Origin of the sequence: Aquipuribacter aurantiacus, assembly GCF_051216895.1 — a bacterium.
GTDB lineage: Bacteria > Actinomycetota > Actinomycetes > Actinomycetales > JBBAYJ01 > Aquipuribacter.
Window position 1 is genome coordinate 203297 of sequence record NZ_JBPKAO010000002.1, and the last position, 20938, is coordinate 224234.

Genomic DNA, 20938 nt, shown 5'->3' on the forward strand with positions numbered 1-20938 from the left:
TCCGTCCCCCCGGGTCCAGGGTGGACACGTGCGCAGGAGCGCATCGGCGACGTGGTCGCACGGGCGACGCCGCCGTCCCCCGAGCGAGGAGGCGCAGCGTGGCGTCCAACAAGGCAGTGGCGTACGTCGGACCCGGCAAGGTCGAGGTCCAGGACATCCCCTACCCGAAGCTCGAGCTGCAGGACGGGCCCGGGGTGAACCCGGCCAACGTCGGCCGCAAGTGCGAGCACGGCGTGATCCTGAAGGTCGTGACGACCAACATCTGCGGCAGCGACCAGCACATGGTCCGGGGCCGCACCACCGCTCCGGAGAACCTGGTGCTGGGGCACGAGATCACCGGCGAGGTCATCGAGGTCGGCCGGGACGTGGAGTTCATCAAGCAGGGCGACCTGTGCTCGGTGCCGTTCAACATCGCGTGCGGTCGGTGCCGCAACTGCAAGGAGGGCAAGACCGGGATCTGCCTCAACGTCAACCCGGCGCGTCCCGGCGCGGCCTACGGCTACGTCGACATGGGCGGCTGGGTCGGTGGCCAGGCCGAGTACGTGATGGTGCCCTACGCCGACTGGAACCTGCTGCGGTTCCCCGACCGGGACCAGGCCCTGGCCAAGATCACGGACCTGACCATGCTGTCGGACATCTTCCCGACGGGCTTCCACGGCGCCGTCACCGCGGGGGTCAAGCCGGGCTCCACGGTCTACGTCGCCGGGGCCGGCCCGGTCGGCATCGCCGCCGCGGTCGGCGCGCAGCTGCTGGGCGCGTCCGTCGTCATCGTGGCCGACCTGGTCGAGTCCCGCCTCGCGCAGGCCCGCAGCATCGGCTGCGAGACCGTCGACGTGTCCAAGGGCTCGCCGCAGGACCAGATCGAGCAGGTCCTCGGCGTCCCCGAGGTCGACGCCGCCGTCGACGCGGTCGGGTTCGAGGCGCGCGGCCACGGCGCCGACGCGGGCAAGGAGGCACCGGCGACGGTGCTGAACTCGCTGATGGACGTCACCACGGCCGGCGGGGCGATCGGCATCCCCGGGCTGTACGTCACCGGTGACCCGGGCGGGATCGACGAGGCCGCCAAGGTGGGGGCCCTGTCGATCAGCCTGGGCACCGGCTGGGCCAAGTCGCTGTCGTTCACGACGGGGCAGTGCCCGGTGATGCGGTACAACCGGGGCCTGATGAAGGCGATCCTGGCCGACAAGGTGCAGATCGCCAAGGCCGTCAACGCGACGGTCATCCCGCTGGAGGAGGCGCCCGCCGGGTACGCCGACTTCGACTCCGGCGCCGCCAAGAAGTACGTCATCGACCCGCACGGCGTGGTGGCCTGACCCGGGGCCGGGAGCCGGCGCGGGGTGCGCCCCGGGCCCGGCTCCCGGCTAGGGTCGACGGGTGAACGAGCTGGAGATCGGACGGGCCAAGCACGGTCGTCGCGCGTACTCGCTGGACGACGTCGCCATCGTGCCCTCGCGGCGCACCCGTGACCCCGAGGACGTGTCGACCGCGTGGCAGATCGACGCCTACCGCTTCGAGCTGCCGCTGCTGGCCGCGCCGATGGACTCGGTGATGAGCCCCGCGACCGCGGTGGAGGTGGGCCGCCTCGGCGGTCTGGGCGTCCTGGACCTCGAGGGCCTGTGGACCCGCTACGAGGACCCCGAGCCGCTGCTGGCGGAGATCGCCGAGCTGGACGCCGACACCGCCACGGCCCGGATGCAGGAGATCTACTCCGCCCCCGTGCGGGCCGACCTCGTCGCCGCCCGGATCGCCGAGGTGCGGGCCGCCGGGGTGACCGTCGCCGGGGCCCTGAGCCCGCAGCGCACCCAGGAGCTGTGGCAGACCGTCGCGTCGGCCGGCGTCGACCTGTTCGTCATCCGCGGCACGACCGTCTCGGCGGAGCACGTGTCGGCCCGCAGCGAGCCGCTCAACCTCAAGCGCTTCATCTACGAGCTGGACGTGCCCGTCATCGTCGGCGGGGCCGCCACCTACACCGCCGCGCTGCACCTGATGCGCACCGGCGCGGCCGGGGTGCTCGTCGGCTTCGGCGGCGGTGCCGCGCACACGACCCGGCTGACCGTCGGCATCCACGCGCCGATGGCCACCGCGATCGCCGACGTGGCCGCCGCGCGACGCGACTACATGGACGAGTCCGGCGGCCGCTACGTGCACGTCATCGCCGACGGTGGCCTCGGTCGCAGCGGTGCGATCGTCAACGCCGTGGCCTGCGGGGCCGACGCCGTCATGCTCGGCACCGCCCTCGCCCGGGCGGAGGAGGCGCCCGGCCGCGGCTGGCACTGGGGCCCGGAGGCGCACCACCCCGTCCTGCCGCGCGGCGAACGGGTGCACGTGGGCACGGTGGCCCCGCTGGAGGAGATCCTCCTGGGCCCGGGCCGCAGCGCCGACGGCACCAGCAACCTGTTCGGCGCCCTGCGGCGGTCCATGGCGACCACCGGCTACCTGGACGTCAAGGAGTTCCAGCGCATCGAGATGGTCGTCTCTCCCTACCGCCCCGGCTGAGCAGCCGGCGGGGCGCTACGTCCGGCGACGTGCCGCCCCGCCCCGGGACCGCCCGGCCGCCAGCGCGGCCTCGGCCGCGGGTCGGGGCTGCGCCCGGGGGCGCGTCGGTGTCCACGTGTGCTCGACGGCGCGGCACCACTCCTCGTAGTCCTCGTTGCGCCGGTCGGAGCCCGGCGCGGGGAGCCACTGCCCGGCCCGGTGCCAGTTGCGCCGCAGCCCCTGCAGGTCCGGCCAGTAGCCGACGGCGAGCCCGGCCGCGTAGGCCGCGCCCAGCGACACCGTCTCGCTCACCATCGGCCGGACCACGGGCACCCCGAGCACGTCGGCGATGGTCTGCATGAGCAGGTTGTTGCTCGTCATCCCGCCGTCCACCTTGAGCGAGGTGAGCGCCACGCCGGAGTCGGCGTCCATGGCGTCGACCACGTCACGGGTCTGCCAGGCGGTGGCCTCCAGCACCGCCCGGGCCAGGTGGCCCTTGGTGATGTAGGACGTGAGGCCCACCACCATGCCGCGCGCCTCCGGGCGCCAGTGCGGTGCGAAGAGCCCCGAGAAGGCCGGCACGATGAAGCAGCCCCCGGCGTCGGACACCGTCAGGGCCAGGGTCTCGATCTCCGGCGCGGTGCCGATCAGGCCGAGGTTGTCGCGGAACCACTGCACCAACGACCCGGTCACGGCGATCGCCCCCTCCAGGGCGTACTGCACCGGTTCCTCACCCAGGCGGTAGGCGACCGTCGGCAGCATCCCGTGGCTGCTCGGCGCGACCTCGGGGCCGGTGTGGAGCAGGACGAAGCTGCCCGTGCCGTAGGTGCACTTGGCCTCGCCGGGGGAGAAGCAGGTCTGGCCGAACAGCGCCGCCTGCTGGTCGCCCATCGCGCCGGCGATCCTCACCCCGGGCAGCAGGGTCGTGGCCTCGCCGTACACCTCGCTGGACGACCGGATCTGCGGCAGCAACGACATGGGCACGCCCATCGCCGCGCAGACGTCCGACGACCAGGTCAGGGCCCGCAGGTCCATGAGCATCGTGCGGCTCGCGTTGGTGACGTCGGTGATGTGCAGACCGCCGTCCGGTCCGCCCGTCAGGTTCCAGACCAGCCAGCTGTCCATCGTCCCGAACAGCAGCTCGCCGGCCTCGGCCCGGGCCCGCAGGCCCGGCACCTCCTCCAGCAACCAGGTGATCTTCGGCCCGGAGAAGTAGGTGAGCAGCGGCAGGCCGCAGACGTCGACGAACCGGTCGACCCCGACGTCGCCGGCCAGCCGCTCGATCACCTGCTGGGTGCGCATGTCCTGCCACACGACGGCGTTGGCCACGGGCACACCCGTGCGCCGGTCCCACAGGACGGTGGTCTCCCGCTGGTTCGCGATCCCCAGCGCGACCACCTGCTCGGTGGCGGCACCGACCGCGGCCAGCGCCTCCGGGACCACGCGCTCGACGTTGCGCCAGATCTCGGCGGCGTCGTGCTCCACCCAGCCGGGCCTGGGGAAGACCTGCCGGTGCTCGCGCTGGGCCACCGAGGCCAGGCGGCCCGCGGAGTCGAACAGGATGCACCGTGTCGACGTCGTGCCCTGGTCGATCGCCGCGACGTACCGCTCGGGCACGCTCACGCGGCGAACTCCTTGGACATCGCGCGGGCGACGGTCCGGACCTGGGTGACGAAGCGCGTCCGGACCTGGCCGCGGCCGTCGCACAGCCGCTCGACGTCACCGGACACCTCGACGGCCGCCACGACGAGCCCGCCGCGCCCCCGGACCGGGGCCGCGACCGAGGCCTGGCCGAGCACCAGCTCCTCGACCTCGGTGGCGCTGCCGTCGCGGCGAACGGCCGCCAGGTGCTGGAGCACCACCTGAGGGTCGGTGACCGTCCGGTGGGTGTGGAGCACCTGGTGCCCGGCGAGGACCTGGGCCTGGGCCGCCGGGTGGTAGGCCAGCAGGGCCTTGCCCATCGCGCTGGCGTGCGCCGGCAGCATGGCACCGGTGCGCATCTGCTGCTCGGAGTCGTCAGGGCGGAACACGTGGTGCACGACCTCCACCTGGGGCCCGCGGAGCACGCCCAGCAGCACCTGCTCGCCGGCCCGCGCGGCCAGCGTGTCCGCCCAGTTCAGCGCCACCGAGCGCACGGTGTGGGCGTCGAGCGTGGCGGTGCCGAGGCTGGCCAGCCGGTCCCCGACGTCGTAGCGGCCCGTCGCCGGGTCCTGGCCCACGAACCCGATGTCCACGAGCGTGCGGAGGATGCCGTGCGTCGTCCCCTTGGCCAGCCCGAGCGCCGCGGAGACCTCCAGCAGGGTCAGGCCGCGCGACCCGGCGGAGAGCAGCCGCAGCGCTGCAGCGGCCCTCTCGATCGACTGGATCGTCCCCGACACGTCCGCAGGCTAGGGCCCGACCGGCCCGTCCGACAGGGGGCCGGGCGCCTCGAGCGGGTGCGCCGGGTCGCCATGGCCGACCGCCCCGGGGTCGACGATGCCGACCGGACCGAGGTCGGCGATGCCGAACGACGGACGTTGTCCCGTCGGGGCACCCTGCCTACGGTCGACCGGGAGGGGCGCCGCGAGGCGCCCGGACCCGCACCGCCGACGGTGGCGGTGCCTGGAGCGAAGGAGCTTCGATGGAGATCTCACTAGGCACCGTCTTCGTCTCGGAGGTGGTCGGGACCGCGTTCCTGCTCCTCCTGGGCTGCGGGGTGGTGGCCAACGCGGTCCTGGCCCGCACGAAGGGGGCCAGCGGTGGCTTCTTGATGGTCAACTTCGGCTGGGGCCTCGCGGTCTTCGCCGCGGTCTACGCCGCCTTCCAGTCCGGCGCGCACATCAACCCCGCCGTCACGGTGGGCCTGCTCGCCAACGGCGTCGAGGAGTACGCCCCGGGGGTGGAGGTCAGCGTCGCGTCGACCCTCGTCTACTTCGCCGGCCAGCTGCTCGGCGCCTTCCTCGGTGCGGTCCTCTGCTGGCTCGCCTACCGCAAGCAGTTCGACGCGACCGACGACCCGGGCCTGCAGCTCGCGGTCTTCTCGACCGCGCCGGAGACGAGGACGCCGGTCTGGAACGTCGTGACCGAGGTCATCGGCACCTTCGTCCTGGTGTTCATCATCATCCAGTTCGGCAACACCCCCTCGGAGCTCGGCCCGCTCGCGGTCGCGCTGCTGGTGGTCGGGATCGGCGCGTCGCTGGGCGGGCCGACCGGGTACGCCATCAACCCCGCCCGCGACCTGGGGCCGCGGATCGCGCACGCCCTGCTGCCGATGAAGGGCAAGGGCCCCAGCGACTGGGGGTACGCCTGGGTGCCGGTCGTAGGACCTCTGATCGGCGGCACCCTCGCCGGGCTCGCGGCAGCCGCCTATGCCTGACCCGGGCGGAGGGGGTGAGGCCCCCGCACCTCGAGCACGTTGACAGGACCCACGATGGAGAGGGACAGACCAATGGCAGATTTCGTCGGAGCAGTCGACCAGGGCACCACCAGCTCACGCTTCATGATCTTCGACCACGGGGGGAACGAGCGGGGCAAGTACCAGCTCGAGCACGAGCAGATCCTGCCGCAGGCCGGCTGGGTGGAGCACAACCCGGTGGAGATCTGGGAGCGCACGTCCTCGGTCATCAAGACCGCCCTCAACCGGGCCGGTCTGACCGGCAGCGACCTGGCCGCCCTCGGCATCACCAACCAGCGCGAGACCACCGTGGTCTGGGACCGCCGCACCGGGCGGCCGTACTACAACGCCATCGTCTGGCAGGACACCCGGACCGACCGCATCGCCTCCAAGCTCGATCGCGACGGCAGGGGCGACGTCATCCGGCAGAAGGCCGGGCTGCCGCCGGCGACCTACTTCTCGGGCGGCAAGATCCAGTGGATCCTGGAGAACGTCGACGGGGTCCGCGAGGCGGCCGAGCAGGGCCACGCCGTGTTCGGCAACACCGACAGCTGGCTGCTGTGGAACCTGACCGGGGGCGCCGACGGCGGCGTCCACGTCACCGACCCCACCAACGCCAGCCGCACCATGCTCATGAACCTGGAGACGCTGGACTGGGACGACGAGCTGCTGGGCTTCTTCGACATCCCCCGCCAGATGCTGCCCGAGATCAAGCCGTCGTCGCTGCCCGCGGGCTACGGCACGACGCTGGTCAACGGGCCGGTGGGGGCGGAGGTGCCGCTGACCGGTGACCTGGGCGACCAGCACGCGGCCATGGTCGGGCAGGTCTGCTTCGCGCCCGGCGAGGCCAAGAACACCTACGGCACGGGCAACTTCATGCTCATCAACACCGGTGAGGAGCTCGTCCGCTCCAAGTCGGGGCTGCTCAGCACCGTCTGCTACCAGTTCGGCGACGACAAGCCGGTCTACGCGCTGGAGGGCTCGATCGCCGTCACCGGCTCGGCCGTGCAGTGGCTGCGCGACCAGCTGGGCATCATCTCCGGCGCCGCGCAGTCGGAGTCGCTGGCCCGGCAGGTACCGGACTCCGGCGGCGTGTACTTCGTGCCGGCGTTCTCCGGCCTGTTCGCCCCCTACTGGCGCTCCGACGCCCGTGGCGCCATCGTCGGGCTGTCTCGGTTCAACACCAACGCGCACCTGGCCCGGGCCACCCTCGAGGCCATCTGCTACCAGTCCAAGGACGTCGTGGACGCGATGGAGAACGACTCCGGCGTGCACCTGGACATCCTCAAGGTCGACGGCGGCGTCACCGCCAACGACCTGTGCATGCAGATCCAGGCGGACGTCCTCGGGGTCGAGGTGTCCAAGCCCGTGGTGGCCGAGACCACCGCGCTCGGCGCGGCCTACGCGGCCGGGCTGGCCGTCGGGTTCTGGAAGAACACCGACGAGCTGCGCGAGAACTGGAACGAGGGCAGCCACTGGTCCCCGCAGTGGGACGACGAGGCCCGCGCGAAGGGCCACGCGCAGTGGAAGAAGGCCGTCCAGCGCACGTTGGACTGGGTGGACGTCGACTGACCGGCAGGCCCGGGGGTGCGGTCGTGCGACCGCACCCCCGGGTGGACCATGGACCCACCGACCGCTCGAGCACCACCACGAGACGAGGACACGACCGTGACCGAGGCAGACCAGACCGCCGTACCCCTGACCCCCGCACCCCACCTGATCGGTCGCGAGCTGTCCCACCGGGGTCGGCTCGGTCCCGTCGACCGCGAGCACGCGCTCGCCGCGATGCAGGAGGGCGAGCTCGACGTCGTCGTCGTGGGCGGCGGGGTCGTGGGGACCGGGGCCGCGCTCGACGCCGCCACCCGCGGCCTGACCACGGCGCTCATCGAGGCCCGCGACTTCGCGTCCGGCACGTCGAGCCGCTCCAGCAAGCTGGTCCACGGCGGGCTCCGCTACCTGGAGATGCTCGACTTCGGCCTGGTGCGGGAGGCGCTGCGCGAGCGCGGGCTGATCCTCACCCGGCTGGCCCCGCACCTGTGCCGGCCCGTCCCGTTCCTGTACCCGCTCACCCACCGGGTGTGGGAGCGGGCCTACATCGGCTCCGGGATCATGCTCTACGACCTGATGAGCCTCGGCGGCGGCCACTCGACCGGGGTGCCCTTCCACAAGCACCTGTCCGGCAAGCAGGTGCAGCGGCTCGTCCCGTCGCTGCGCAAGGACGCCATGATCGGCGCGATCCAGTACTACGACGCGCAGATCGACGACGCCCGCCACACCATGGGCCTGGCCCGCACCGCCGCCGCCTACGGCGCGCACGTCGCGAGCCGCACCCGCGTCACCGGGTTCCTGCGCGAGGGCGAGCGGGTGGTCGGCGTCATCGCCACGGACCTGGAGTCCGGGCGCACCATCGAGGTCCGGGCCAAGCAGGTCATCAACGCCACGGGCGTCTGGACCGACGACACCCAGGACATGGTGGGCGGGCGGGGCCAGTTCAAGGTCCGCGCCAGCAAGGGCATGCACCTGGTGGTGCCCAAGGACCGGATCCAGTCCACCACCGGCATGATCATGCGGACCGAGAAGTCGGTGCTGTTCCTCATCCCGTGGGGCCGGCACTGGATCATCGGCACCACCGACACCGACTGGGAGCTGGACAAGGCGCACCCCGCCGCGTCCAGCACGGACATCCAGTACCTGCTCGACCACGTCAACGCCGTGCTCGAGCGGCCGCTGCACAAGGAGGACGTCGAGGGCGTCTACGCCGGGCTGCGGCCGCTGCTGTCGGGGGAGTCGGACTCCACGTCCAAGCTGTCGCGCGAGCACGTCGTCGCCCACCCGGTGCCGGGCCTGGTCGTCGTCGCCGGCGGCAAGTACACGACGTACCGGGTGATGGCCAAGGACGCCGTCGACGAGGCCGTGCACGCGCTGCCGTTCCGGGTCCCGGACTCCTGCACGGAGAACATCCCGATGGTCGGCGCGGCCGGGTACACGGCCGCCTGGAACTCCCGCGTCCGCAAGGCGGAGGCGTCGGGGGTGCACGTGGCCCGCATCGAGCACCTGCTGGGTCGCTACGGCACCGACGTCGACGACCTGCTGGCCCTGGTGGCCCGGGACGAGGACCTGGCCCAGCCGCTGCCCGGTGCCGAGGACTACCTGCAGGCCGAGGTCGTCTACGCCTGCACCCACGAGGGTGCCCGCCACCTGGAGGACGTCCTGGCCCGGCGGCTGCGGGTGTCGATCGAGACCTTCGACCGGGGGGTGGGCGCGGCACGGCCGGCGGCGGAGCTGATGGCCCGGGTGCTGGGCTGGGGCCAGGAGCAGGTGGACCGCGAGGTCGAGCACTACCTGGCCCGGGTCGAGGCCGAGCGCGGCAGCCAGGAGCAGCCGGACGACGAGACGGCCGACGCCGTGCGCCTCGGTGCACCGGAGGTCGTGCCGCTGCGCTGAGCCGGCGGCGTCGAGCGGCGCCGCGGTGCCCGGGGCGGTGGCCGGTGGGTCCCCGGGGCCACGGCGGTGCGGACGTAGGCTGACCGCATGCTCGCTCCGACGTCGGTGGTGGTCCCGGCCTCCCAGGTCGTGTCCCCGGACGTCGTCGCGGGGCACCTGCGTCGGCTGGTCGGCCGCGGGGAGCCGCTGGCGGTGGTAGCCCCGGCGACGGGTGAGACCGTCGCCACGGTGCGGGGCTCGAGCCGGGCCGACGTCGCCGACGCCGCGGCCCGGGCCCGGGCCGCGCAGCGAGGCTGGGCCGGTCGGAGCGCCCGCTCGCGCGCCCGTGTCGTGCTGGCCGTCCACGACCTCGTCCTGGCCCGCCGGGAGGAGATCACCGACCTGGTCCAGCTGGTGACGGGCAAGGCCCGCGCGGACGCCTTCCTCGAGGTGGTCGGCGTCCTGCAGGTGTGCCGACGCACGGCGGCCCGCGGCCCCGCGGCCCTCGCGCCGCAGCGACGCGGCGGCTACCTCCCGCTGGCCACGTCGGCGTCGGTGCGCCGCGAGCCGGCCGGGGTGGTGGGCAACATCGCGGCCTGGAACTACCCGCTGGTGTTCCTGCTGGGCGACACCGTCCCGGCCCTGCTGGCCGGCAACGCGGTGCTGCTCAAGCCGGACCTCCGCTCCACCCCGCTGGCCGGGGCGGTGCTGGGGCTGCTGGCCGACGCCGGGGTGCCCGACGGCGTGGTCGCGGGTGTCGCCGGGTCCTCCGCCGAGCTGGGCGAGGCGGTCGTCGACCACGTCGACCACGTCCTGTTCACCGGGTCGGAACGGGTCGGGCGGCAAGTCGCGGCCCGTGCGGGCGCCCGGCTCGTCGGGTGCACGCTGGAGCTGGGCGGCAAGAACGCGCTGTACGTGGCGGCCGACGCCGACGTCGAGCGGGCCGCCGCGGCCGCGGTGCGCGACTGCTTCGGCGGGGCCGGTCAGACCTGCACGTCCAGCGAGCGGGTGTACGTGCACGCCGACGTGGCCGAGCGCTTCACCCGCGCCTTCGTCGCCCGCACCGAGGCGCTGCGGCTCGGCTGGCGTCGCGACCACGAGGTCGACCTGGGCAGCCTGGTGTCGCCCGAGCACGTCCGGCACGTCCTGGCGCACGTGCACGACGCCACCGACCGCGGCGCCCGGGTGCTGACCGGCGGCACGGCGCGACCGGACCTGGGACCGTCGTTCATGGCCCCCACGGTCCTCGCCGACGTCCCGCCCGAGGCCCGCTGCGCCCGGGAGGAGACCTTCGGGCCCCTCGTGTCGCTGCGGGTGGTGTCCGACGACGAGGCGGCCCTGGCCGCGATGAACGACACCGACGCCGGGCTGATGGCGAGCATCTGGTCCCGCGACGTCGCTCGCGCGCAGGCGCTCGCGGCCCGGGTCCGCACCGGCACCGTCGTGGTCAACGAGGTGCACCTGGTCGCCTGGGGGTCCGTCGCGGCGCCCATCGGCGGCTGGGGCACGTCAGGGCTCGGTCGGCGCTACGGCGTCGAAGGGCTGCACGAGGTCACCCGCACGCGCACCGTCATCACCCAGCGGACCCCTGTCGCGGCGTGGGTGATGGGTGCGCCGCCCGCCGTCCGCACCCGGGTGCTGGGTGCCACCGCCACGGTGCTGCGGCGGCTGAGGCTGCCGTGAGCCGCCCCGGGCACCGCTCCGACGACCCTGCTGCGGACCCCGCCGGCGAGGGCCTCGACCACGACGTGGTCGTCGTCGGGTCCGGGTTCGGGGGGTCCGTCGCCGCGCTGCGGCTGACCGAGAAGGGCTACGACGTCCTGGTCTACGAGGCGGGTCGGCGGTTCGCCGACGCGGAGCACGCCCGCACGTCCTGGGACCTGCCGCGGTACCTGTGGGCGCCTCGGCTCGGCTGGTACGGGGTGCAACGGATCCACCGCCTGCCGCACGTCCTCGTCCTGGCCGGCGCCGGGGTGGGCGGCGGGTCGCTGAACTACGCCTGCACCCTGTACCGCCCGCCGGCCGCGTTCTACCGCAGCGGCCCCTGGGCGGACGTGGCCGACTGGCAGAGCGAGCTCGCCCCGCACTACGACACCGCGGAACGGATGCTCGGGGTGACGACCAGCACCTTCGACGGGCCCGTCGAGCAGGCCATGCGCCGCACCGCGGAGGACATGGGGGTCGGGGACACCTTCCGCCGGGTCCCGGTCGGGGTGTTCCTGCCCACGCCCACCGTTCCCGCCGGGCGGACCGGTCCCGACCCCTACTTCGACGGCCGCGGACCGGGCAGGACCGCCTGCACCGGGTGCGGCAACTGCATGGTGGGCTGCCGGGTGGGGGCCAAGAACACACTGGTCAAGAACTACCTGCACCTGGCCGAGCGGTCCGGGGCGCGGGTCGAGGCGCTGCGCACGGTGACGCGGGTCGAGCCCGTGGACCCGACCGAGACGTCGCGGGGCTGGCGCGTGACGACCCAGCGGACCGGGGCGCCGGGGCTGGGTGGGCTGCGCCGCGACCGCCGCACGGTCACCTGCCGCGACGTGGTCCTGGCCGCGGGTGCCTGGGGGACCCAGTCGCTGCTGCTGCGGCTGCGGGCCGAGGGCGTGCTGCCGCGGCTGCCCGCTGCGCTGGGCACCCTGACGCGGACCAACTCCGAGGCGCTCGTCGGGGCGGTCGCGGACCGGGTGCCCGACGTGGACCTGACCCGGGGTCTGGCCATCACCTCGTCGTTCCACCCCGACGCGGACACCCACGTCGAGAACTGCCGGTACGGGGCGGGCTCGGACGCCATGGGCCTGCTGGCCACGCTGCTGGTGGACGGCGGGGGCCGGTCCCGGCCGCTCGGCTTCGCGACGCAGGCGCTGCGGCACCCCCTGGTGTGGCTGCGCAGCCTGGCCGTGCGGGGCTGGAGCCGGCGGGCGGTGATCGGCCTGGTGATGCAGTCGCGGGACAACTCGCTGACGACGTCGTGGCGTCGGGGCCGGCTGTGGGGGGGCCGGCTGACCTCGCGGCACGGTCACGGCGAGCCCAACCCGACCTGGATCCCCGCCGGGCACGACGCGATCCGCCGGCTCGCGGCCCGCCTGGAGCAGACGACGGGGGTGCGGACGAGGGCGGGTGGCACGGTGGTCGACGTGCTCGACATCCCCATGACGGCGCACTTCCTGGGCGGCTGCCCGATCGGTCGTTCCGCGGAGGACTCCGTGCTGGACGCCCGGCAGCAGGTGCACGGGCACCCCGGCCTGCACGTGGTCGACGGGGCGGCGGTGAGCGCCAACCTGGGGGTGAACCCGGCGCTGACGATCACGGCGCAGGCCGAGCGGGTCTTCGCGCTGTGGCCCAGCAGGAGGTCACCCGGCGTCGTCACGCAGCGCAATCAGGAAACTCCGTCGGGTCAGCACATCACCCGGAAGGTGACGTAGCGGGACGACTCGCCCGGGCGACTGCGCCGAGCGGAGGACACGGGGCCCTCCGGCGCGGTGAGATCAGCCCATGCGTGAACCCGGGTGCCGCGACGCCCGCTCCACCGCGACCCTCCTGGTGTCGGCCGCCGTCACGACCCTGGTCCTGCTGGGCGGTGCGGCGCCCGCGCTCGCCGTGACCGACCCAGGGCACGGGGCGGCCGAGCCGCCCGCGGTCGTCGAGGTCGAGGTCGAGGTCGAGGTCGAGGTCGCGCCCGAGCCCGAGGTGGCGCCCGAGCCCGAGGTGGCGCCGGAGCCCGAGGTCGCACCCGAGCCCGAGGTGGCGCCGGAGCCGTCGGTCGAGCCTCAGCCCGAGCTGCCCCAGGCCGAGGTGCTGTCCCGCTCGACCCTGACCCCGGGGCTGGTGGTCGGGACCGGGTGCACGAGCGCCACCGTCCTGCTGCCGTCGGTGGGCCCGGTGACCTGGTGGGTCGACGCCTCGGGGCGCAGCTCGGTGGCCGGCGCGACGTCGGTCCCCGTGGACCCGCGGGCCACCACCCGGCTGCGCGCCGTCCTGTCCCGGGGGGCCACGTTCACCGACGGCGGGGACACGGCGGTCTGGGCCGTCGGGCCCGGCGCCGAGCTGGACACCCGCTGCCACTCCGCCCCGGACGCCCCGTCAGCCCCGCCAGCCCCGCCCGTCCCCGGCGCCCCGGCACCCACCACCGGGACCCCCGAGCCGTCGGCCGAGGACCCCGCACCCGCACCGGCCGCAGGGCCCGCCGCCGGCGACCCCGCGCGGGGTGGTCACGGGCGCCCGGCCCACCCGGACCGCACCGGCACGACCGTGGTCCGCCACGCCCCCGCCGCGACGCCCCGTCACACGCCCACGGCCCCCGCCGTCACCACGGCCCCCGCCGCTGCCACCGCCGTCAGCGGCCCCGCGGTCGCCGCCGCGTCCGAGGTCGCCGTCCCCGCCGCGGCCGAGGACCGGACCGGCACCGTCCTCCGGTCCAGCGCCGGGAAGGCCGCGCCCGTCGACACGGTCGAGGTGGCGGCCGCCTCGCAGGTCACCCCCGCCGGGGACCCGACGGCCCGCGCGCTCGGCCTGGCGCTGCTGCTCGGCGGCGGTGTCCTGGTCGGCCGGCACCTGCTGCGGACCGTCGGCCGCCCCGCCACCGGGACCCGCTCGCGCGACTAGCCTGGCGGGGTGACCGAACCCGCCACGACCCACCCGACCGTCCTCGTCGTCGACTTCGGCGCCCAGTACGCGCAGCTCATCGCGCGCCGGGTGCGTGAGGCCCGGGTCTACAGCGAGATCGTGCCCCACACCATGCCGGTGGGGGAGATGCTCGAGCGCAACCCCGCCGCGATCATCCTGTCGGGCGGGCCGTCCTCGGTGTACGCCGACGGCGCTCCCGACGTCGGGCCCGAGCTGTTCGAGGCCGGGGTGCCCGCGTTCGGCATCTGCTACGGCTTCCAGGCCATGGCCCGGGCCCTCGGCGGCACCGTCGAGCAGACCGGCCGCGCCGAGTTCGGCGGCACCGACCTCGACGTCGTGTCCGGGGACTCCACGCTGTTCCACGGCCTGCCGCTGCGGCAGTCGGTCTGGATGTCGCACGGTGACGCCGTCACCGCCGCCCCGGCCGGCTTCGAGGTCGTCGCCCGTACCGCCGGCACCCCCGTCGCGGCGTTCGAGGACCCGGAGCGTCGGCTCGCGGGGGTGCAGTTCCACCCCGAGGTGCTGCACTCCGCGCACGGCCAGGCCGTCCTCGAGCACTTCCTCCACGAGATCGCGGGTATCGCGCCCACCTGGACCATCGGCAACGTCATCCACGACCAGGTCGAGGCCATCCGCGCGCAGGTCGGCGACTCCCGCGCCGTCTGCGGCCTGTCCGGCGGCGTCGACTCCTCGGTGGCCGCGGCCCTGGTGCAGCGCGCCATCGGCGACCGGCTGACCTGCGTCCTCGTGGACCACGGCCTGCTGCGCGAGGGCGAGGTCGAGCAGGTCGAGCAGGACTTCGTCGCCGCGACCGGGGTGGAGCTCGTCGTCGTCGACGCCGCCGAGCGCTTCCTGTCCGCGCTGGCCGGTGTCACCGACCCCGAGACCAAGCGCAAGATCATCGGCCGGGAGTTCATCCGGGTCTTCGAGGAGGCCGCGGCCGACGTCGTCGCCGCCTCCCAGGCCGAGGGCGAGACCGTCGAGTTCCTGGTCCAGGGGACGTTGTACCCGGACGTCGTCGAGTCCGGCGGCGGCAACGGCACCGCCGTCATCAAGAGCCACCACAACGTGGGCGGGCTGCCGGACGACCTGCAGTTCGCCCTGGTCGAGCCGCTGCGGGCGTTGTTCAAGGACGAGGTCCGCCGCGTCGGCCTGGAGCTCGGCGTCCCCGGCGACATCGTCTGGCGCCAGCCGTTCCCCGGTCCCGGGCTGGGGATCCGGATCATCGGCGAGGTGACCGCCGACCGGCTCGCCACGCTGCGCCGCGCCGACGCGATCGTCCGCGAGGAGCTCACCGCCGCGGGGCTGGACCGCGAGGTCTGGCAGTGCCCGGTGGTCCTGCTGGCCGACGTCCGCAGCGTCGGGGTGCAGGGCGACGGCCGCACCTACGGCCACCCGGTGGTGCTGCGCCCGGTCAGCAGCGAGGACGCCATGACGGCGGACTGGACCCGGCTGCCCTACGACGTGCTGCAGAAGGTGTCGACCCGCATCACCAACGAGGTCCGTGAGGTCAACCGGGTGGTCCTCGACGTCACGAGCAAGCCGCCGGGCACCATCGAGTGGGAGTGAGGCGCGCGCCCCGGCGCCCCAGGTCGACGCAGCCGACGCCCTCGGCGTACCGACCAGCGACACGGTGCGGGGGGTCGACGGCCGAGCGGCGCTCCGGACGGCGTGTCGTGTCGCCGGTCGGTACGGTCCTCCGGTGCGCGCGCTGACCGAGGGCGAGCTGCAGGCCACCGTGAGCCCCCGACCACGCCCGTGCGGCGTCGGGGAGCAGATGTGGGAGCTGGTCGAGTCGTACATCGACGCGCTGCCGCCCCAGGAGTGGCAGGGCCACCCACCGGGTGAGCTCGGCGTCCCCAAGGCCTACGCCATGCGCGGCGGTCGCTGGGTGCACGTGCTCGTGGAGACCGTCGACCGCAGGGTGGCGATGGTGCTGGTGCTGAACCTCAGCGACGGCGAGGTGCACGGCCACCGGATGCTCGACCTGAGGGCCGGCTGAGGGCTGCTCGACCGCTGGCACTCAGGGGATCTTGTGTGCCAGCCGATCATGACCTCACGCTGTCGCTCTCACGGGACCGGTCCGGTCCCCGCGCCAGGGGAGGTGTCATGGACCCACGACAGGACCGGCCCGACGACATCCGCTCGGTCGGCGTCGCCCCGCTGCACCGCGCGGGCGAGGGCCTGGCCGGTTTCCTCGTGTCCGGCCGCTGGCCCGACAGCACCCGGGAGTGGGTGCAGCTGCTGACGCTGGCCGTGCGGGTGGCCACGACGCCGGGCCTGCTCCCGACCACCTCGCTGTTCAGCGCCACCGAGACGCGCCCCGACGGCGACGGCGTGCCCGACGCGGTGGGCCTGGTGCGCCTGGTCGGCCGGGCGCTCGACCCCTCCGCCACGTCGAGCCGGCCCCAGGAGCCGCCGGTCGCGCTGCTGCTGCTGCACCCACCCAGCGAGACGCCCTCGACCACGCCCGAGGCCGACGGCGTGGCCAGCGGCTGCGTGCTGCTCCCCGGGGCGCCCCACCTGGGGCTGGACCACCGGGCGGCCTGGGTCGAGGCCGAGCCGGACGGCACCATCACCCGGTTGCTGAGCCTGCGCGGCGTCGACCCGTCCCAGGACGTCGACACGGCGGTCCTGTCGCTGCTGATGGCCGCCTGAGGGGCCCGCACCGGCGACGGTCCCCGGGTCCGTACCCTGGTCTGGTGGTCAGGACCCTCCTCTCGTGGCGCTGGGCGGCCTCCACCGTCGTGCTCGTCGCGGCCGTGATCACCATGGCCGTGCTCGGCACCTGGCAGTGGGAGCGCAGCGTCCCCACGGCCGAGCGGGAGGTCGTCGACCTCGAGCAGGTCGACCCCGCCTCCCTGCCGGAGGTGACCACGGTGTCCCGGGCGCCCGGTGAGGGTGCGCTCGTCCCCGACGAGGCGTCCGGCGATCTGGTCCGCGTCGAGGGGACGTGGCGGCCCGAGCGCACCCTGCTGGTCGCCGACCGCGAGCTCGACGCGGCGGCGGGCGCGTGGGTGATGACGGCCGTGGAGCTGGCCGACGGCACCGGGCTCGCCCCCGTGGTGCGCGGCTGGGTCCCCGACGGCACCGCCGGGACCGACGTGGCCCCGGTGTCCGGCCCCGTCGTCCTGCTCGGCTGGGTCCAGCAGTCCGAGCCCCTGGACATCCCGGTCGACGTCGTGCAGCCGGAGGGCGTGGTCGGGCTGCTGTCCACCGCGGACCTCGCCAACCGGTGGCCCGAGCAGCTCGTGCCCGGGTTCGTCGTCCTGGCCTCGGCGCCCGAGGGGACCGGGGCCGAGGGAACCGGGGCCGACGGGGTGGTGCCTGCCCTGCTGCCGGCCCCGCCGGAGGAGCAGACCCAGACCCGGGACTGGCGCAACCTGGCCTACTCCGCGCAGTGGTTCGTCTTCGCGGCCTTCGCCGTCCTGCTGTGGTGGCGGATGCTGCGCGACGACGTCACCCGGCAGGCGGCCGTGGCCGGCGCCGCGGCCGCCGAGCCCGACCCGCCCGAGGACCCCTGGTCCCCGGAGGAGCCCCTGCCCCGGCAACGCCCGACCGAGAGGAGCACCACGTGAGGTCCGCCCTGCTCAGGTTCCGTGTCATCGCCTGGATCGTGGGGGTGTTCCTCATCCTGCTGACCATCGGCATCCTGCTCCGGTACACGGACCTGTTCGGGTACCGCACCGACGTGGTGTCGACCACCGTCAGCCCGATCCACGGGTTCGGGTACATGCTCTACCTGGCCGCCGGCATCGACCTGGCGAGCCGACGCAGGTGGCGACCGCTCACGACGCTGGGCGTGCTCCTGGCCGGCACGGTGCCGTTCCTGTCGTTCTACGCCGAGCGCCTGGTCAGCGCCGACGTCCGGGCCGCCCTGACCGAGCGCGAGGCGGCGGGCACCGGCGCCACGTGAGACCGGTCCAGCGCCTGGCCGCCTACGCCCGCGTGCGGCCGGGACCGGGTCCCGGCGTGCTCCTGGTCGAGGCGTCGAGCCGCTCGGACCTGGCCGGGCGGTGGTTCCTGCCCGGCGGTGGCGTCGACCACGGCGAGCACCCCGACGCCGCCGTCGTGCGCGAGGTGGCCGAGGAGACCGGGCTGCAGGTGCAGGTGGACCGGCTGGCCGAGGTCCTCACCGACGTGCTCGACCTGCCCCACCGGGGCGTCCAGGTCCACACGGTGCGCTGCGTCTACGACGTCACGGTGGTCGGTGGCCGGCTGCGCCCGGAGCTGGACGGGTCCTCGGAGCAGCTGCGGGTGGTGGCGCCCGACCGGGCCGGGACCCTCCCGCTGGCGCCCTACGTCGCCCGGGCGCTCGGCCTGGCGCCCGTGCCGCTGGGCCCGCTGCGTCCCGACCTCGACGCCCTCCAGCCGCTGTCCGGCGTGGGTGGGGCCGACCCGGCCGCGGTGCCCCCGGGCCCGGACGGGGCGGTCCCGCGGCTCCGGATCGGTGTCTACGGGGTGGCCCTGCGCGGCACCGGCCCGCGCGAGGAGCTGCTGCTCACGCTGCTGGCCGACCACGTCGGCGGGGCCCAGCGCTGGACCCTGCCCGGCGGCGGCCTGGACCACGGCGAGACCACCGAGCTCGGGCTGCACCGCGAGATGCACGAGGAGACCGGGCTGCTGGTCACCGGGGCGAGCGTGCTGGGCCTGAGCAGCACCCACTTCACCGGCCGCGCACCGTCGGGGCTGCTGGAGGACTTCCACGGCGTCCGGCTGGTCCACCGGGTCGACGTGAGCCGGGACGAGCCGCGGGTCGTCGAGGTCGGGGGCTCGACCGCCGACGTGCGCTGGGTGCCCGTGGCGCAGGTGGCGGACCTGGGGGTGGGCTCGCTGGTCCGGGACGCCCTGACCCTGCTGGAGCACCCGCTGGCTCGTAGCATCGGGGCGTGAGCACACCCCCGCCCAAGGCCGCCCAGTTCGGCAGCGAGACCTCGCCCCGGGGGGAGTGGACCCGTCAGGCCAACCACTTCACCGGCCGGATCAGCGCCGACAGCACCTCCGGCCCCGGCGAGGGGCCGGACGAGCAGGGCCGCTGGCCGGTCGAGGCCGGCCGCTACCGGCTCGTGGTCTGCCTGGCCTGCCCGTGGGCGCACCGGGCGCTGATCGTCCGTGGCCTGCTCGGGCTGCAGGACGCGATCTCGCTGGCCGTGGTCGACCCGATCCGTGACGAGGCCGGGTGGCGGTTCTGGCTGGACGACGGCCACCGCGACCCCGTGCTGGGCATCGAGCTCCTGTCCGAGGCCTACCTGCGCACCGACCCGGGGTTCTCCGGGCGCTTCACGGTGCCCTGCGTCGTGGACACCCTGACCGGGCACGTCGTCACCAACGACTACCCGCAGATCACGCTCGACCTGTCGACGCAGTGGACCGCCCACCACCGTCCCGGTGCGCCCGACCTGTGGCCGGAGCACCTGCGCGCGGACATGCAGCCCCTGATCGACGACATCTACGCCGACGTGAACAACGGCGTCTACCGCTGCGGCTTCGCCACCGAGCAGGACGCCTACGAGCAGGCCTACGACCGGTTGTTCGCCCGCCTCGACGAGCTCGAGGAGCGGCTGGGGTCGTCCCGGTTCCTCCTGGGCGAGGAGCCGACCGAGGTCGACGTCCGGCTGTTCACCACGCTGGTCCGCTTCGACGCGGCCTACCACGGCCACTTCAAGACCAACCGCAACAAGCCGACGGAGATGCCGAACCTGTGGCGCTACGCCCGCGAGCTGTTCGCCCGGCCCGGCTGGGGCGCCACCGTGGACTTCGACCACATCAAGCGGCACTACTACGGCACGCACCACCAGATCAACCCGACCGGGATCGTGCCGAAGGGACCCGACCTGACCGGCTGGCCCCCGGCCGTGCCTGCCGCAACCGGCTGACGCCGGCTCGTAGGGTGGAGCCATGGCCATCCTCTACGGCGTGATCGTGGTCCTGCACCTCATCGGCATGGCGGGGGTGGTCGGGGGCTGGCTGGTCGCCGTCCGCCAGCCCCGCATCCTGACCGCCATGGTCCACGGCTCGCTCGTCGCCCTGGTGACGGGGCTGCTGCTGGTCGGGCTCAGCTACCCGGTGTTCGACGGCGACAACATCGACAACGCCAAGATCACCGTCAAGCTGCTCCTGGCGCTGGTCATCGCCGTGCTGGTGTGGGTGAACCGCGGCAAGGACACCATCCCCAAGGGCCTCCTCCACCTGGTCGGTGGGCTGGCCCTGGTCAACGTGAGCGTCGCCGTGCTGTGGAGCGACCGCTTCCTCGGCTGAGCGGCGGGCCGGGCCCGAGCGGTCGGCCTCAGGTCAGCTCGGACACCAGGTAGATCTCGGCCAGCCGACCGTCGGCCAGCCCGCCCAGGGCGGCGTTGCGGGTGGCCCAGTCGTGCAGCAGCGACTCCAGCTCGGTCATGTGACCGGTCTGGCTGCGGTGCTCGAGCAGCGCGGCGACCTTGCGCTCGAAGGTGTGCGTCACGTCCACGGCATGGTCCGCGGCCGGGTGGCCCGCGATGAACACCTCGTTGACGATCCACGGCTCGAGACCTTCGTCGGCCAGCATCTCCGGCCAGGCGAACGGGTTGCGGGCCGTCGGGTAGATGGCGCGGATCGCGGCCTCGCCGGCGGCCAGGTGGTCGGAGTGCGAGGCCGGCAGGCGCTGGTAGTTGCGTTCGGGCGACTGGATGATCATGCGCTGCGGCCTGACCTGACGGATGACGCGGGCGATGTCGCGCTCCAGCTCCCGGGTGGGCTCCACCCAGCCGTCCCGGTACCCCTCGAGGAACCGGACGTCCGTGACGCCGACCGCCTTGGCGGCGGCGCGCTGCTCGGCCTCGCGCAGCGACGCCATCTGGTCGCGCGGGGTGTCGTCGAAGCCCCCCTGGTCGCCCCGGGTGATGAGCAGGTAGGTCACCTCGACCCCGGCGTCGACCCACGTGGCGACCGTGCCCGCGCAGCCGAAGTCGATGTCGTCCGGGTGCGCGGCCACCGCCAGGGCGCGCTCGATCTCGGTGTCGGGCTTGGGCACGGCAGGGCTCCTGGGGTCGTCACGGGTTCAACTTC

General features: G+C 74.2%; 19 protein-coding genes. 16 read left to right on the forward strand and 3 right to left on the reverse strand.

Going from position 1 to position 20938, the window contains the following annotated elements:
• Window positions 1-98: 98 nt before the first annotated feature.
• Together fdhA and ACR80Q_RS03770 are read left to right on the forward strand one after the other, a co-directional pair.
• Entirely contained in the window at window positions 99-1313 is a 1215-nt protein-coding gene (fdhA, locus tag ACR80Q_RS03765) for a formaldehyde dehydrogenase, glutathione-independent (protein ID WP_435376214.1), read from the forward strand.
• Between the two features lie 61 nt (window positions 1314-1374).
• Complete coding sequence (locus ACR80Q_RS03770; RefSeq protein WP_435376215.1) at window positions 1375-2496, forward strand: GuaB3 family IMP dehydrogenase-related protein; 1122 nt, start codon at window positions 1375-1377, stop codon at window positions 2494-2496.
• A 15-nt stretch (window positions 2497-2511) separates the two neighbouring features.
• Here the strand turns inward: ACR80Q_RS03770 and glpK (ACR80Q_RS03775) are convergent, their stop codons facing one another.
• Both glpK (ACR80Q_RS03775) and ACR80Q_RS03780 read right to left on the reverse strand, forming a co-directional pair.
• Window positions 2512-4092, reverse strand: coding sequence for a glycerol kinase GlpK (glpK, locus tag ACR80Q_RS03775; RefSeq protein WP_435376436.1), 1581 nt, complete (start codon window positions 4090-4092; stop codon window positions 2512-2514).
• A 2-nt stretch (window positions 4093-4094) separates the two neighbouring features.
• Complete coding sequence (locus ACR80Q_RS03780) at window positions 4095-4853, reverse strand: IclR family transcriptional regulator (protein ID WP_435376216.1); 759 nt, start codon at window positions 4851-4853, stop codon at window positions 4095-4097.
• Between the two features lie 248 nt (window positions 4854-5101).
• On the opposite strand from ACR80Q_RS03780, the gene ACR80Q_RS03785 reads away from it, so the two are divergent.
• The 14 genes from ACR80Q_RS03785 to ACR80Q_RS03850 all read left to right on the forward strand — a co-directional run bounded on the left by ACR80Q_RS03785 (window position 5102) and on the right by ACR80Q_RS03850 (window position 20152).
• Window positions 5102-5830 carry an MIP/aquaporin family protein gene (locus tag ACR80Q_RS03785; RefSeq protein ID WP_435376437.1) on the forward strand — a complete coding sequence of 243 codons (729 nt, stop codon included), beginning with the start codon at window positions 5102-5104 and terminating at the stop codon, window positions 5828-5830.
• A 72-nt stretch (window positions 5831-5902) separates the two neighbouring features.
• Complete coding sequence (glpK, locus tag ACR80Q_RS03790; RefSeq protein WP_435376217.1) at window positions 5903-7420, forward strand: glycerol kinase GlpK; 1518 nt, start codon at window positions 5903-5905, stop codon at window positions 7418-7420.
• A 213-nt stretch (window positions 7421-7633) separates the two neighbouring features.
• Window positions 7634-9292 carry a glycerol-3-phosphate dehydrogenase/oxidase gene (locus tag ACR80Q_RS03795; RefSeq protein WP_435376438.1) on the forward strand — a complete coding sequence of 553 codons (1659 nt, stop codon included), beginning with the start codon at window positions 7634-7636 and terminating at the stop codon, window positions 9290-9292.
• 87 nt (window positions 9293-9379) lie between these two features.
• Complete coding sequence (locus ACR80Q_RS03800) at window positions 9380-10954, forward strand: succinic semialdehyde dehydrogenase (protein WP_435376218.1); 1575 nt, start codon at window positions 9380-9382, stop codon at window positions 10952-10954.
• The gene (locus ACR80Q_RS03805; RefSeq protein WP_435376219.1) at window positions 10951-12693 is read left to right on the forward strand and encodes an FAD-dependent oxidoreductase; all 1743 of its coding nucleotides are present in this window, start codon (window positions 10951-10953) and stop codon (window positions 12691-12693) included. Before ACR80Q_RS03800 ends, ACR80Q_RS03805 begins: the two co-directional genes overlap by 4 nt.
• 70 nt (window positions 12694-12763) lie before the next feature.
• A complete protein-coding gene (locus ACR80Q_RS03810; protein ID WP_435376220.1) occupies window positions 12764-13873 on the forward strand; it encodes a hypothetical protein in 1110 nt (369 codons plus the stop codon).
• A gap of 9 nt (window positions 13874-13882) precedes the next feature.
• Window positions 13883-15463: a glutamine-hydrolyzing GMP synthase gene (gene guaA / locus ACR80Q_RS03815; protein WP_435376221.1), complete on the forward strand. Its 1581-nt coding sequence runs from the start codon at window positions 13883-13885 to the stop codon at window positions 15461-15463.
• 133 nt (window positions 15464-15596) lie between these two features.
• Complete coding sequence (locus ACR80Q_RS03820; RefSeq protein ID WP_435376222.1) at window positions 15597-15896, forward strand: hypothetical protein; 300 nt, start codon at window positions 15597-15599, stop codon at window positions 15894-15896.
• 107 nt (window positions 15897-16003) lie between these two features.
• Complete coding sequence (locus ACR80Q_RS03825; RefSeq protein ID WP_435376223.1) at window positions 16004-16552, forward strand: peptidase; 549 nt, start codon at window positions 16004-16006, stop codon at window positions 16550-16552.
• 44 nt (window positions 16553-16596) lie between these two features.
• Entirely contained in the window at window positions 16597-17472 is an 876-nt protein-coding gene (locus ACR80Q_RS03830) for an SURF1 family protein (RefSeq protein WP_435376224.1), read from the forward strand.
• Window positions 17469-17810, forward strand: coding sequence for a DUF3817 domain-containing protein (locus ACR80Q_RS03835; RefSeq protein ID WP_435376225.1), 342 nt, complete (start codon window positions 17469-17471; stop codon window positions 17808-17810). The genes ACR80Q_RS03830 and ACR80Q_RS03835 overlap by 4 nt, the downstream gene beginning before the upstream one ends.
• A complete protein-coding gene (locus ACR80Q_RS03840; protein ID WP_435376226.1) occupies window positions 17807-18787 on the forward strand; it encodes an NUDIX hydrolase in 981 nt (326 codons plus the stop codon). Before ACR80Q_RS03835 ends, ACR80Q_RS03840 begins: the two co-directional genes overlap by 4 nt.
• On the forward strand, window positions 18784-19770 hold the full coding sequence (locus ACR80Q_RS03845; RefSeq protein ID WP_435376227.1) for a glutathione S-transferase family protein: 987 nt from the start codon (window positions 18784-18786) through the stop codon (window positions 19768-19770). The genes ACR80Q_RS03840 and ACR80Q_RS03845 overlap by 4 nt, the downstream gene beginning before the upstream one ends.
• Before the next feature lie 22 nt (window positions 19771-19792).
• The gene (locus ACR80Q_RS03850) at window positions 19793-20152 is read left to right on the forward strand and encodes a hypothetical protein (protein ID WP_435376228.1); all 360 of its coding nucleotides are present in this window, start codon (window positions 19793-19795) and stop codon (window positions 20150-20152) included.
• Window positions 20153-20180: 28 nt separating this feature from the next.
• Here the strand turns inward: ACR80Q_RS03850 and ACR80Q_RS03855 are convergent, their stop codons facing one another.
• A complete protein-coding gene (locus tag ACR80Q_RS03855; RefSeq protein WP_435376229.1) occupies window positions 20181-20903 on the reverse strand; it encodes a PIG-L deacetylase family protein in 723 nt (240 codons plus the stop codon).
• Window positions 20904-20938 lie beyond the last annotated feature (35 nt).